This is a genomic window from Sphingobium fluminis (genome assembly GCF_037723805.1).
GTDB lineage: Bacteria > Pseudomonadota > Alphaproteobacteria > Sphingomonadales > Sphingomonadaceae > Sphingobium.
Map to the genome: position 1 here is coordinate 330675 of NZ_JBBJUK010000002.1, position 12272 is coordinate 342946.

12 protein-coding genes are annotated in these 12272 nt (G+C 63.6%); 6 read left to right on the top strand and 6 right to left on the bottom strand.

Annotated elements, in window-relative coordinates; all coding sequences use genetic code 11:
• Entirely contained in the window at positions 1-1101 is a 1101-nt protein-coding gene (gene lptG / locus WG907_RS07720; protein WP_340232181.1) for an LPS export ABC transporter permease LptG, read from the top strand.
• A 2-nt stretch (positions 1102-1103) separates the two neighbouring features.
• Here lptG and WG907_RS07725 read toward each other — a convergent pair whose 3' ends face one another.
• Positions 1104-2171, bottom strand: a complete 1068-nt coding sequence (locus tag WG907_RS07725; protein WP_340232182.1) for a fatty acid desaturase family protein — start codon at positions 2169-2171, stop codon at positions 1104-1106.
• 154 nt (positions 2172-2325) lie between these two features.
• Here WG907_RS07725 and WG907_RS07730 point away from each other — a divergent pair, with 154 nt between their 5' ends.
• Complete coding sequence (locus WG907_RS07730) at positions 2326-3483, top strand: N-acetyltransferase (RefSeq protein WP_340232183.1); 1158 nt, start codon at positions 2326-2328, stop codon at positions 3481-3483.
• A 3-nt stretch (positions 3484-3486) separates the two neighbouring features.
• Here WG907_RS07730 and WG907_RS07735 read toward each other — a convergent pair whose 3' ends face one another.
• Positions 3487-4269 (bottom strand): nucleotidyltransferase family protein, encoded by a 783-nt coding sequence (locus WG907_RS07735; RefSeq protein ID WP_340232184.1) that lies wholly within the window; start codon positions 4267-4269, stop codon positions 3487-3489.
• A gap of 41 nt (positions 4270-4310) precedes the next feature.
• Positions 4311-5840, bottom strand: a complete 1530-nt coding sequence (locus WG907_RS07740; protein ID WP_340232185.1) for a M23 family metallopeptidase — start codon at positions 5838-5840, stop codon at positions 4311-4313.
• Positions 5841-6038: 198 nt separating this feature from the next.
• Between WG907_RS07740 and WG907_RS07745 the strand changes: the two genes are divergently transcribed.
• The 4 genes from WG907_RS07745 to WG907_RS07760 all read left to right on the top strand — a co-directional run bounded on the left by WG907_RS07745 (position 6039) and on the right by WG907_RS07760 (position 10162).
• A complete protein-coding gene (locus tag WG907_RS07745) occupies positions 6039-8666 on the top strand; it encodes a helicase-related protein (protein WP_340232186.1) in 2628 nt (875 codons plus the stop codon).
• Entirely contained in the window at positions 8659-8955 is a 297-nt protein-coding gene (locus WG907_RS07750; protein WP_340232187.1) for an RNA-binding S4 domain-containing protein, read from the top strand. Before WG907_RS07745 ends, WG907_RS07750 begins: the two co-directional genes overlap by 8 nt.
• A gap of 92 nt (positions 8956-9047) precedes the next feature.
• The gene (fdxA, locus tag WG907_RS07755) at positions 9048-9386 is read left to right on the top strand and encodes a ferredoxin FdxA (protein WP_340232188.1); all 339 of its coding nucleotides are present in this window, start codon (positions 9048-9050) and stop codon (positions 9384-9386) included.
• A 248-nt stretch (positions 9387-9634) separates the two neighbouring features.
• A complete protein-coding gene (locus WG907_RS07760; protein ID WP_340232189.1) occupies positions 9635-10162 on the top strand; it encodes a CarD family transcriptional regulator in 528 nt (175 codons plus the stop codon).
• Positions 10163-10252: 90 nt separating this feature from the next.
• Here WG907_RS07760 and xth read toward each other — a convergent pair whose 3' ends face one another.
• The 3 genes from xth to WG907_RS07775 all read right to left on the bottom strand — a co-directional run bounded on the left by xth (position 10253) and on the right by WG907_RS07775 (position 12227).
• Positions 10253-11026 carry an exodeoxyribonuclease III gene (gene xth / locus WG907_RS07765; RefSeq protein ID WP_340232190.1) on the bottom strand — a complete coding sequence of 258 codons (774 nt, stop codon included), beginning with the start codon at positions 11024-11026 and terminating at the stop codon, positions 10253-10255.
• Between the two features lie 68 nt (positions 11027-11094).
• Positions 11095-11421 carry an iron-sulfur cluster insertion protein ErpA gene (gene erpA, locus WG907_RS07770; RefSeq protein ID WP_340232191.1) on the bottom strand — a complete coding sequence of 109 codons (327 nt, stop codon included), beginning with the start codon at positions 11419-11421 and terminating at the stop codon, positions 11095-11097.
• A gap of 77 nt (positions 11422-11498) precedes the next feature.
• Positions 11499-12227, bottom strand: a complete 729-nt coding sequence (locus WG907_RS07775; protein WP_340232192.1) for a M23 family metallopeptidase — start codon at positions 12225-12227, stop codon at positions 11499-11501.
• Positions 12228-12272: the final 45 nt, after the last annotated feature.

Here is a 12272-nt window from a genome sequence, read left to right on the forward strand (position 1 = left end):
ATGCAGTTCGACTTTTTCCCCTCGCGCCAGATGAGCTGGTACATGGCTCGCTTGTTCCTCACCCGCACCTTTGCAGTGCTGGCGATGCTGGTGATCATTCTCCAAACGCTCGACCTGCTCGGCAATTCGGGCGACATACTGGCCTATCCCGGAAATGGCGACGCGCAATTATGGCATTATGTGGGCCTGCGCGCGCCCCAGATCATCGCCCGCTTCCTGCCTTTTTCGGTGCTGCTGGGCACGCTCATCATGCTGGCGTCGCTGAACCAGAATAGCGAGATCATCTCGATGAAGGCGGCGGGCCTTTCCGCGCATCAGATCCTCGCGCCGCTGGTGGCAGCGGCGCTGGGCGTCGCGCTGATCAGCTATGCATTCAACGAGCGCGTCGTGGCGCGATCCACCGCGTCGCTGAGCGCCTGGGAGGCGGTGGACTATGGCCCGATTCCGCGCGATAGCGGGATCAAGACCAACCCCTGGGTGCGCGACGGCAATAATCTCGTGACTGCGGCGATCGTCGCGGGGCGTGGCACCAATGTCCAGTTGCGCAAGGTCGAGATTTTCAACCGGGTCGGCAACAGCCTGACCACCATCGTCCAGGCCCCGCGCGGTCGCTATGAGGCCTTGACGAAAAGCTGGGTGCTGGAAGGCGCGCGCCAGTTCGATGTCGCGCGCGGCACTGAACGCAATCTGGGCACGATCCGCTTCGGTCGCGATATCCGGCCTGACCAGTTCACTCTGGCGAAGGTCGATCCCGATGCGCTCACCTTCAAGGAGCTTAAGGCGGCGATCTCGGACCTGCACGACGCCGGCCGGCCCACGGCCGAACTGGAGGCGAGCCTGTGGCATAAATTGTCCAGCCCGCTTTCGGCGCTGCTAATGCCTATATTGGGGTCGGTCGCGGCATTCGGGCTTGCACGCTCGGGCCAGCTCTTCATCCGCGCGGTCATGGGCATGGCGCTTGGATTTGCCTATTTCGTCGCGGATAATTTCTCGCTCGCCATGGGCAATCTGGGCGCCTACCCGCCCTTCCTGGCGGCCTGGGCGCCGTTTTTCCTGTTCCTGCTGCTTGGCGAAACGGTGCTGTTCAGGACCGAGGAATAGGCTCAGCGCCGCACCATCGTGCTCCGCGCGATCTTGCCGACCAGCGGCAGCATCCCTGTATAATTGCCATGATGATAGGGCGAGACTGCGTCCAGTGTCGCGATGAGCTGCGCATGTGCCGCGCCGAGATTATGATAGGGCACGCTCGGCAACAAATGATGCAGCGCATGATAGCGCAGACCGACCGGTGCCCATAATTCGGGCAGCGATCCGGGCGGCGGCACGTTGACCGAATCGAGATATTGCGCCGTCACGGACATGGCTTCGCCCTCATTCTCCCACAGATGCGCAACCAGCGTGCGCAGCTGGTTGGTGACCGTCATCGCCGAATGCACCGCCATATAGACGAGCAGCGGCTTCCAGCCGAAAGCGAATACGCTGGCCACGAGCGTCAGCGCGACGAGACAGGCGCCCGCTTCCTGCCAGAACCACATACGCGCAAAATCGCCCTCCGGCGCGCGACGGCGATAGGCGGGGTTGATCGACAGCGCCGACAATTGCTCGCGTACGACCCTTCTTAAGGGCGGCGCGATGACCGACAAGGGCGTCAGAACGCCAAAGCGCAGGATGAGACCTATCGGCGCGAGCGACGCGACGACGATGAACAGCGGCAGCGACCATGGTTTCATCAGCGCCAGCGGCAGATATTCGGGATCCTCGGCCGTGCCATAGCGCGTGCGCGCATGATGCTGGGTATGCACCCCTTCATACATGAAGGATGGGATCATCAGGGGGACGCCGACCAGCAGGTTCCAGGCGAAACGGAAGCCACGCAGCGCACCCTTCCGGATGTGCGTCAATTCGTGAATGAAGCTCGCGGCCCGATACAGCGCCAGCATCGCGACCAGCGCGCTTGCCAGCGCTACAAGCACGCTGGTCGCGATCAGCGCTACTGCCAGAGCCATCCATCCCACAATCGCGGAACCCAGCATATCGGGCCAGTAGATGGCGGGATTGGCGGCGGAAAGCGCGCGCGTGAGGTCTGCAGCGGCCCGCAGCAACGCTCCATCATCGGGGATGGCGGATCGCGTGCGACTGGCGGCGGCGAGGATGGGATCGTGAACGGTCATGCGCGCCTGTCTAGTAAGGAAATGCGCTGCAATCGTGGCAGCAATGGGACATGTTTATCGACTGCCCCGCCACCGGTCGGCCCGGATTGACATTCATCGGCCAAGCGTCGAACGCGTGACCCAAATCCTATCTTTCCGAGCAAAGGCGGCGGCTGTGGCCCATAATGATCTGGTGATTACCCCCGTAACTTCCAAGACCGACAGGAAGGCCTTCGTCGATCTGCCCTGGCGGCTCTATGCAAATGACAAAAATTGGGTCGCCCCGCTCAAGGCCGAGGCCCGCGACCTCATTACGCCGGGCAAGAATCCGTTTTTCGGCCATGCCGAGGCAGAATATTTCCTCGCCCGGCGCCGGGGCAAGGTCGTCGGCCGCATCTCCGCCCATATCGACCATCTCGCGCTCGCCCAGCCGGTCGAACAGGGCATGGGCCCCGGGACAGGCAATTTCGGCCTGTTCGAGGCGGAGGATGCGCTGGCCGGCGCGGCGCTGATCGCGGCGGCTGAGCAGTGGTTGCGCGGCAAGGGCATGACCCGCGTGCTCGGGCCCATTTCTCTTTCGATCTGGGAAGAGCCTGGCCTGCTGGTCAGTGGACATGACCACCCGCCCACGGTGATGATGGGTCATGACGATCCGGCCTATCAGGCGATGATCGAGGGTGCGGGCTATCATCCGGTCAAGCGGCTCAATTGTTATGACCTGGGCATCGTCGAGCCCTTTCCCCCTCTGATCCAGCGCATCGTCGCATCGGGCGAGAAAAATCCGCGCATCCGCATCCGCAAGGTGGACAAGAACCGTTTCGATGAGGAGGCGGCGCTCATCCTGTCCATCCTCAACGACGCCTGGGGCCGCAACTGGGGGTTCGTGCCGATCACGGACGAAGAAATCGCTTTCACCGGCAAGAAATTGAAGCCGATCGTGTTCGAGGACCTCATCATGGTCGCCGAACTGGATGGCGAGCCGGTGGCCTTCATGATGACCCTGCCCGACCTCAACGAGGCGCTCAAGCCGCTCAACGGGTCGCTCCTTCCCTTTGGCTGGGCGAAACTGCTCTGGTGGCTGCGCAAACCGCAGGTGCGCACGATGCGCGTGCCGCTGATGGGCGTGGTGCAGCGATTGCAGGCCTCAAGGCTTGCCAGCCAGCTTGCCTTCATGATGATCGAAACGATCCGTCAGGCCGCAGTGAAGCATTATGGCGCGACAAGGGGCGAGATCGGCTGGGTGCTGGAGGATAATCAGGGAATGAACGCCATCGCAGAGGCGCTGCGGGGCAAGGTGAACAAAGTCTATCAGGTCTACGAAAAGCCGCTCTGACATCTATTTCTGATTGAGGATCGCTTCGATCAGCGTGACATCGGCGGGCTTGTCGGCGTCGATGCAGGCTTCGGGCTGCGTCATCGCGACCAACCGCGCCGACAGCCCGAATCGCTTGCCAACTCGCGCGATGCTACCGCGCAACGTCGATATCCGCAGCAGCGCTCCCAAGAGGGGCAAGGGTCCGAAAGCGGCCAGGATCTTCCACCCCTTTTTGCGATCCTGCTCGACCTCCCGCCACAATGTCACGATGTCGCGGGCCTTTGCGCTGCCGAACCAGAAAATGTTCGCGCCCGACCACCAGCCATCGCGAAATTTGAGCCAGGTGCGGCGGGAGTCGGGGTAACGGGCTAGCAGCGTCCCCCGCTCCACCATGGCGACTGCTACGTCGGCCCCGGCGGCTTCGGCCACGAACTGGTCGAGCATCGCGCCATCCAGCAGCACATGATCGGCTGTCGTCACCAGCAGCGGAAAACCGGTGTCCGGCCGCTCCATATAGGCAAGCAGCGAGGACGCAATGCCGCCGCCACTATGTTCGAAACTTACCTGGGGATGATCCATCAGCCATGCCGTCGCGGGATCGGCAGCGAACAGATCGGGCGACTGGGTCAGAATGACGACCTGTCCGACCGCCGGATGGGCCAGCAGCGCGCGTGCGGGCCAGTTGATCATGGGCTGTCCGCCGACGGGGACGAGCGGCTTGATCGCAACGCCGGCGGCAACGGCCAGCGGATCGGCCTTGGGCCGCGCGCCGGCCAGCAATAACGCAGTGATCGGGGGGGTCATGCTGCTCGCGTTAGCGGAGCGCGAGGGATGCGAAAAGCCGCTTATTGCCCGACAGCGACCGATGCGGCGGCCGCCAACTTAGCTCGCCTCTCCTGTAGTCCGGCTGGAAGCCCCTTGAGCTCCGCGAGTCGCGCGCGGAAGGCGATCAGGTCGTGCCCGGCCAGTTGCGCGGTGCTCGTAAAGGTCACCGACAGCGGATTGATCGTCTGGCCGCCGCGATACATTTCATAGTGAAGATGCGGCCCGGTCGACAGGCCGGTGGATCCGACATAACCGATCACCTGGCCGCGCCGCACATGCTCTCCCGGCATAGCGGCGATGCGGCTCATATGCGCATAGCCGGTGGCGATGCCGCCGCCATGTTCGAGCCTGACATAATTGCCGTGCCCGCCGTGACGGCCGGCAAAGGAAACGACGCCGTCAGTAACGGCATAGATCGGCGATCCATAACGCGCCGCGAAATCTACGCCGGCATGCATGCGGGTATAGCCCAAAATCGGATGGCGGCGGATGCCGAAGCCCGACGAGATATGACCGGCGACAGGCGCGGACAGAACGCCGCGCCGTTCGCCGACGCCCGATGCCTCATACCATTCGCTATGATCGCCGCTGGTCCATTTGAGCATGTCGATCGCCTTGCCGCGCAGGCGGCGCAAACCGGCATAGAGCAACTCTCCCACTTCGACATCGCCAGTTGCCGCTCGGCGGTATCCGGTGACGATATCGTAGCGGTCGCCAGCGCCAATCGACCCCAGATCGACCTGCTGTGCGATCACGCGCAGGAAAGCCTGGATCGCCTTGGGCGGCGCACCCGCCGCGCGGGCAGAGCGATAGATGCTGTCACCGACCACGCCCTGTATCCGCAGGGGCGTCGAATCGACGCGGATGGCGGTGCGCTTGACTTGCAGCGCGCCGCCCACCCGGTTCAGCTCAAGGCCAAGATCGAGGCGCGCGCGAAAGGCCAGACGATCGAGCGGGCGGGGCCGGTCGCGACTGGTCCTGCGCCCCAGAATGATGTCGAGCGGCGTGCCCGGCCTCACCCCGGCGGCGATGTCGCCTCCCACAAGAGCGTTGATCGTCGCGATGTCATCGCCGCTCACCCCGGCGCGGGATAACGCCCGGCCGAGCGAATCGCTGCTGCCGATCTGGGCGCTCAACTCGATCTGCGGTCGTTCGGGGGTTTCGCGCAGCGGTTCGACGGCGTCTGTCGATCCCATCCGCCGGCCGCTGTCGGCGCCCAGCGCGAGCGGCGTGATCATCTGGCTGCGCACCTCGTCATATTGCGCGTCGCTCATCAGCCGCGCGGGCGCACCCGGCAAAGGATGAAATCCGGGCGAGAGCGAAAGCGCGGCGGCGCACAGGCCGAAGCAGGTGAAAAAGCCGCGAAACCAGGTGAGGCTGCCGACATTCTGACCAAGATCGGGGACGAGGTCGACATTCAGCGCCCAATTTTCCAGCCGGAATCGCCAGTCGCGCTTGCGGGCCGGAACATCGCGCCGCAGCGAATCGGCCATCCACAGCGAGGCGGTCGCGCCCCCTTGCTGAACGTCGAACTGGCTTTCGTGAAACAAACGAACGTCCCCCGGGGCAGTCTTTTCATCGCCTCACGCGAAGCTCACCGCGCCGCGCGTCGAGCAGACCCGTTGTGAAGGCATAGGGTTAAAACCGAATAAATATACGGCTCGCCCGCCAGTCCCACCCGTTGGCGGATTTTCCTTGTTGCAAAGGCCCTTGTCCTTATCGCTCCCATGCCCGACATAGACGGGACCATGGCCCAGTTCGCCCGCTCGTCCGTTACCGCCGTGCTGGGGCCGACCAACACCGGCAAAACCCACCTCGCGGTAGAGCGTATGTGCGGCCATTCGAGCGGCATGATGGGGTTCCCCCTGCGGCTGCTCGCCCGTGAGGTTTATGATCGGGTTGTCGCTATCAAGGGCGCGGAACAGGTCGCGCTGATCACCGGTGAGGAAAAAATCGTGCCGCCGCATGCGCGCTATTTTCTTTGCACGGCCGAATCCATGCCCCTCGGCGCAGGCCGGCGGGCCGGAGCGGCCATCAACAGCGCGGGGGACTATGCGTTCGTGGCGCTCGATGAAGCGCAGATCGGCGCGGACCCGGAACGCGGCCATGTCTTCACCGACCGGCTGTTGCGTGCGCGCGGCCGGGAGGAAACGATGATCCTTGGTTCGGCCAGCATCGGCCGCGTCGTCAAGGCGCTGGTGCCCGATGTCGACATTATCGGCCGCCCGCGCTTTTCCACCCTGTCCTATGCCGGTGCGAAGAAACTCTCCCGCCTGCCCCGCCGCTCCGTGATCGTCGCCTTTTCCGCCGAGGAGGTTTACGCCGTAGCCGAGATGCTGCGCCGCTTTCGCGGTGGCGCGGCGGTGGTGATGGGCGCGCTCAGCCCTCGCACCCGCAACGCGCAGGTGCAGATGTTCCTCAACGGCGAGGTCGATTATCTGGTCGCGACCGACGCGATCGGCATGGGCCTCAATCTTGACGTCGCCCATGTCGCCTTCGCTTCGCTGCGCAAATATGACGGGAGGCGCTCGCGGCGGCTGACGGTTGCCGAGATGGCGCAGATCGCCGGGCGCGCCGGGCGGCATCATAAGGACGGCACGTTCGGCAGCCTGGGCGGCGAAGAGGGCGAACCCGCCTTTCGCCCCGAAGAGATTGAGGCGATCGAGGCGCATCGCTTCCCGCCGATCGAGCAGCTTTACTGGCGCGATGGCGCGCCGCGCTTCGATTCGCTGGACGTGCTGATCGGCGATCTGGAGGAGCGACCCGACCGCCCCGAGCTGCGCGCCGCGCCCGAGGCGGTCGACCTTGCGGTGCTCAAGCGGCTTGCCGACGATCCCCTCGTTATCGATCGCGTGCGCGACCCCCGGCAGGTGGAGCGCCTCTGGGCCGCCTGCGGCTTGCCCGACTTTCAAAAGCTGGGGGCCGAACATCATGCCCGCACGGTCAGCCGGATCTGGCGCTTTCTGTCCGAAGAGAACGGCCATATCCCGCGCGACTGGTTCGCGCAGGCTGTCGCCCGGCTCGATTCGGTGCAGGGCGATATCGACACGCTGTCGGGCCGGATCGCCGCCGCGCGGACCTGGGCCTATATCGCCCATCGCGCCGACTGGCTCGCGCATCCCGCCGAAATGGCCGAACGGACGCGCGCGCTGGAGGAGAAGCTGTCCGACGCGCTGCATGCCGCGCTGATGCAGCGATTCGTCGACCGGCGCACCGCCGTGCTGCTGCGCGATATCGGCCAGAATGCCGACAGCCTGCCGGTATCCGTCGAAGCCGATGGCGCGGTCTGTGTCGATGGCGAGTCGATCGGGCGACTTGACGGATTTCGATTCTCGGTCGATCCCGCTACGCGGGGGCAGGATCGGAAGATGCTGCTGGCAGCGGCGGAAAGGCGCCTTGGAAGGATATTGCGAGTGAAGGCTGAGGAATTGCTGGCTGCGGAAGACAAGGATTTCGCGCTGTTGGATGCGGCGGGATCAGCGCCCGGCATAAGCTGGCAGGGTAATATTGTCGCCGGACTGCTCGCCGGGCCGACATTGCTGACACCCGATATCCGGCAGGATCGCGCCCTGCTGACGCTCGGACCCGATGTCCAGAAGCAGATCGCGGTGCGTCTGGCCGCCTGGGTAGAGGCGCAAAAGGAAAAGCATCTTCTGCCGCTGCTCAAAATGGCCGCCAGCGCCGCCGATCCGCAGGTCCCCGCCGTGGTGCGCGCCGTATTCGCTCAGTTGGCCGATGCCGGTGGCGTCATCGCGCGGACCGAGCTTGATTCGGCGCTCGGCCATCTCGACAAGGACCAGCGCCATTTGCTGCGCCGCGCCGGCATCGATATCGGCGTGCTCGACATTTATCATCCCGGCCTGCTGAAGCCCGGCAGTGCGCGCTGGCGCTCGGCTCTCCTTGCCGCACGGATAGCCAAACCCTGCCTACCGCTGCCGCAACCGGGCCTGACACTGATTCCGGCGGGCGACGGGAAAGAGCAGATGGGCGCGCGCATCGCCGGCTTCCGGGGCTTTGGCCCACAGATGCTCCGCATCGACATGGCCGAACGCATGGCCCGCACAGCACATGAAGCCATCGCCAGGGGCGAAGCCTTCACCGCGCTCAGCCCGCAGATCGTATCGCTCGGTCTTGCCGAACCCGCCTTTCTACAACTGATGCGCGCGGCCGGTTTCCGTCCGCTCGAAGCCGGCAACGAGGGCGGCGTCAACTGGGCCTTCAAGGGGCGTCAAAAGGCGCGACCCTCGCAGGCGGCACCACCACGACGGGGCGCTCCGGTTCCCCGCGCCCCTGTCGCAAGCCCGGCTTCCCAAAGGCCGACCCCTGCAAACAACGCCTTCGCCGGCCTTGCCGATCTGCTCGGGCGCAATGGCTGAGCGGCCCGGCGCCACCGCACAGGCGCTGCGCATCGACAAATATCTCTGGTTTGCGCGGCTGGCGAAAAGCCGGTCGAGCGCGCAGAAACTTGCGGAGGAAGGCCATATTCGCGTCAACGGGCGACGGATCGACCGGTCGCACGCGCCGGTGCGGCCAGGCGACCTCATCACATTTCCCCAAATGGCCTCCGTCCGCGTGGTGCGGGTCATCGCGCTGCCATTACGGCGCGGCCCCGTGCCTGAAGCACAGGCCTGTTACGAGGAACTTACCCTTGGCGCGCCAAGCTGAGGCTTTCGATCGCCAACAATATCCTCATTGACGCGCGCGCGGGCGCGGCATAGCAGGGCCGCCGCTGTCGCAACCTTTCGAGTGCCCTGACAATGACCTATGTCGTTACCGACAATTGCATCCGCTGCAAATATATGGATTGCGTCGAGGTCTGTCCCGTGGACTGTTTCTACGAAGGCGAAAATATGCTGGTGATCAATCCCAGCGAATGCATCGATTGCGGTGTGTGCGAACCGGAATGCCCGGCCGAAGCCATTTTGCCCGATACCGAGAACGGGCTTGAGAAATGGCTTGAACTGAACACGAAATTTTCCGCCGAATGGCCCAACATCACGGTCAAAGGCGAAGCGCCAGCCGACGCCGAAGAGATGAAGGGCGTGGAAAACAAGCTGGAGAAATTCTTTTCGCCCGAGCCGGGTTCGGGGGACTGATTCCGCGATTTGCGAATATGGTCGATCCGTTCTGCTACGCTCCATATCCGGCATATTTTCGGTCCCTGTGACCGGGGTTGGCAATTTTATTACGAATCTGCTATAGGCTTGCCAAGCAGACGGGCATTATCGCGCCCGTCCTGGAGAATTTGCCTGATGTCCTGACGGTGCTGCTGCGGATACCCCGGCATGCGATCTTCGCATGTGCCCCGCATCGCCCGCTCCCCGGTTGATTGGAAAGGTTTCAAATGGCTGCCAAGGCGCTGTCCTTTGACGTTGGTGATTATGTCGTTTACCCGAAACACGGCGTTGGCCGCGTGGTCGAGCTGCAGAAAGAGCAGATCGCCGGCATGGAGTTGGAGTTGTATGTGCTCCGCTTCGAAAAGGAGCGGATGACGCTCCGCGTTCCCACGAATAAAGCCGAAGGCGTCGGCATGCGCAAGCTGTCCTCCAACAAGACGCTGGAGGAGTCGATGGAAACGCTCAAGGGCAAGCCGAAGGTGAAGCGCACCATGTGGTCGCGCCGCGCGCAGGAATATGAAGCCAAGATCAATTCGGGCGATCTGGTGTCGATCGCCGAAGTGACCCGCGATCTGTTCCGTGCCGACGACCAGCCCGAACAGAGCTATTCCGAGCGTCAGATCTTCGAAGCGGCATCCAGCCGTCTCGCCCGCGAACTGGCTGCGATGGAAGAAACCGACGAGCCGACCGCGCTGCAAAAGATCCTGCGCATCCTGAACGAGGCCGCGCCGAAATATGCTAAGGTCGAAGGCTGAAGCCTTTAGGCTCACCTCGGCAAAAAAAGGGCGTCCTTACAGGGACGCCCTTTTTATTTGATTACATCCCGCCGTCGTCGGGCGCCTCACTCACGCGCGCAATTCCACCCAGGTCGGCGCGTGGTCGCTGGCCTTTTCACGCCCCCGGAACGCCTTGTCGACCTGCGCATCCATCAGGCGATCGGCGGCAGCGGGACTGAGCAGCAGATGGTCGATGCGGAACCCCGCGTCGCGCGGCCATGCATTCATCTGATAGTCCCAATAGGTCCACACGCCGCCGGCAGGATGACGGCTAAGCAGTGCATCGGTCCATCCGTCGCTTAGCAGCCGGCGATACGCCGCCCGGCTTTCCGGTTGCATGAGCGCGTCGTCCTGCATTGCCTTGACGGAATAGACGTCCTTGTCGCGCGGGATGACATTATAGTCCCCCGCCAGCACCGCAGGCACTTCTTCCGCCCATATTTCCGCCGCACGTTCGCGCAGCCGCTTCATCCAGCGCAGTTTATAATCGAATTTGGGACCGGGCTGTGGATTGCCGTTGGGGAGGTAGATGCTGGCGACCCGCACGCCCTTCACGTCGGCTTCCAGATAGCGGCTGTGCTCGTCCTCCGGCTCCCCTTCCAGACCGCGACGGACCTCCACCGGGGTCTCGCCTCGCGCGAGGATGGCAACGCCGTTAAAGCCCTTCTGCCCGTGCCAGACCACGCCATAGCCCGCATCCTCGATGTCCTTCACCGGAAAGGTTTCGTCGGATGTCTTGATTTCCTGGAGGCACGCGACATCGGGTTGGGTTTCGCCGAGCCATTCCAGCAGGCGCGGCAGCCGCGCCTTGATGCCATTGATGTTGAATGTGGCGATGCGCATTGAACAGTCTCCTCACATTACCCCTAAAGAGGAGAGGCGCGCCGCGAAAAGCGGAACAGGCGAAAAGTTTAAACCGAAAAGCTCGACCCGCAGCCACAGCCTGCCGTCGCGTTGGGATTGGTCACCTTGAACGCAGCGCCACCCAGATCGGACACGAAATCGACGGCCGATCCCCGCACGAGATCAAGGCTGACATCGTCCACGACCAGCGTCACGCCATCGCGCTCCACCGCGACATCGTCGGTTTCGACGGTTTCGGCGAGGCCGAAGCGATACTGGAAACCAGAGCAGCCGCCCCCTTCTACCGCCAATCGCAGGATCGCGGGCTTTCCCTGCTTGGCGGCGATCGTCGCCACGCGGGCGGCGGCGGACGGGGTGAGATCGATATCGGTCATGGCCCCTAGATAGGGATAAGCAAAAGGCCCGGCAAGCTATGCTTCCGGGCCTTCATGCAATCGGAGGGTGCCGACGGTCAGTCGGCGGCCTTTTCCTGCGCCTTGGTCGGGCCGCCCATGGCGATCGGCGGCTTGGTATTGATCGCGATCAGATAGTCGGGTCCGGCAACGAACGGGATCGGATTGATCGCGGCGCCTTCGACACGCACTTCATAGTGGAGATGGCTGCCGGTCGAACGGCCGGTGGAGCCCATCAGGCCGATGACCTGGCCACGATGCACATAGCTGTTCGGGGCGACCAGCAGCTTAGACATGTGGCCATAGCGCGTTTCCATGCCATTGCCGTGCGATATCTGCACGAGATTGCCATAACCGCTGGCCCAGCCGGCGCGGTTGACGATGCCATCGGCGGTCGCGTGGATCGGCGTGCCGACCGGACCTGGAATGTCGATGCCCTTGTGCATCCGCGCGCCACCGTTGAACGGGTCGGAACGGACGCCGAAGTTAGACGTCAGGACCAGCTTTTCGACCGGACGGCCCGAGGGGATATAAGCGGAAGAACGGGGCGCGCCATCGAGCCGCTGAAGGCTGGTGAAAAGGGTGGAGAAACCGACATCGGCCGGCCCGAGCGGGCTGGTGTTGATTTCGGATGCGTCGCCATAGGGATCGTCACGGTCCGAAGCCTGGGCCGGTGCAGCGGCGCACAGCCCCGCAATAAACCCTGCCGCCCCGATAATTTTTACCGACTTCACGACGGACTGGAACCAATTAAACTCAAGACCATTCACCCAACGAAGAATTTGCATGCCGACCCCGACTGTCCGCCCAAGGCTTGATGCCTCGTGGCGCTT

Bases quoted from the DNA above. Each gene is read 5' to 3' on its own strand.
- WG907_RS07750 (WP_340232187.1), top strand. From the start codon at position 8,659: ATGGCTGAGCGGCCCGGCGCCACCGCACAGGCGCTGCGCATCGACAAA.
- WG907_RS07760 (WP_340232189.1), top strand. From the start codon at position 9,635: ATGGCTGCCAAGGCGCTGTCCTTTGACGTTGGTGATTATGTCGTTTAC.
- lptG (WP_340232181.1), top strand. From the start codon at position 1: ATGCAGTTCGACTTTTTCCCCTCGCGCCAGATGAGCTGGTACATGGCT.
- WG907_RS07725 (WP_340232182.1), bottom strand. From the start codon at position 2,171: ATGACCGTTCACGATCCCATCCTCGCCGCCGCCAGTCGCACGCGATCC.
- erpA (WP_340232191.1), bottom strand. From the start codon at position 11,421: ATGACCGATATCGATCTCACCCCGTCCGCCGCCGCCCGCGTGGCGACG.
- WG907_RS07745 (WP_340232186.1), top strand. From the start codon at position 6,039: ATGGCCCAGTTCGCCCGCTCGTCCGTTACCGCCGTGCTGGGGCCGACC.
- WG907_RS07775 (WP_340232192.1), bottom strand. From the start codon at position 12,227: ATGCAAATTCTTCGTTGGGTGAATGGTCTTGAGTTTAATTGGTTCCAG.
- WG907_RS07735 (WP_340232184.1), bottom strand. From the start codon at position 4,269: ATGACCCCCCCGATCACTGCGTTATTGCTGGCCGGCGCGCGGCCCAAG.
- fdxA (WP_340232188.1), top strand. From the start codon at position 9,048: ATGACCTATGTCGTTACCGACAATTGCATCCGCTGCAAATATATGGAT.
- xth (WP_340232190.1), bottom strand. From the start codon at position 11,026: ATGCGCATCGCCACATTCAACATCAATGGCATCAAGGCGCGGCTGCCG.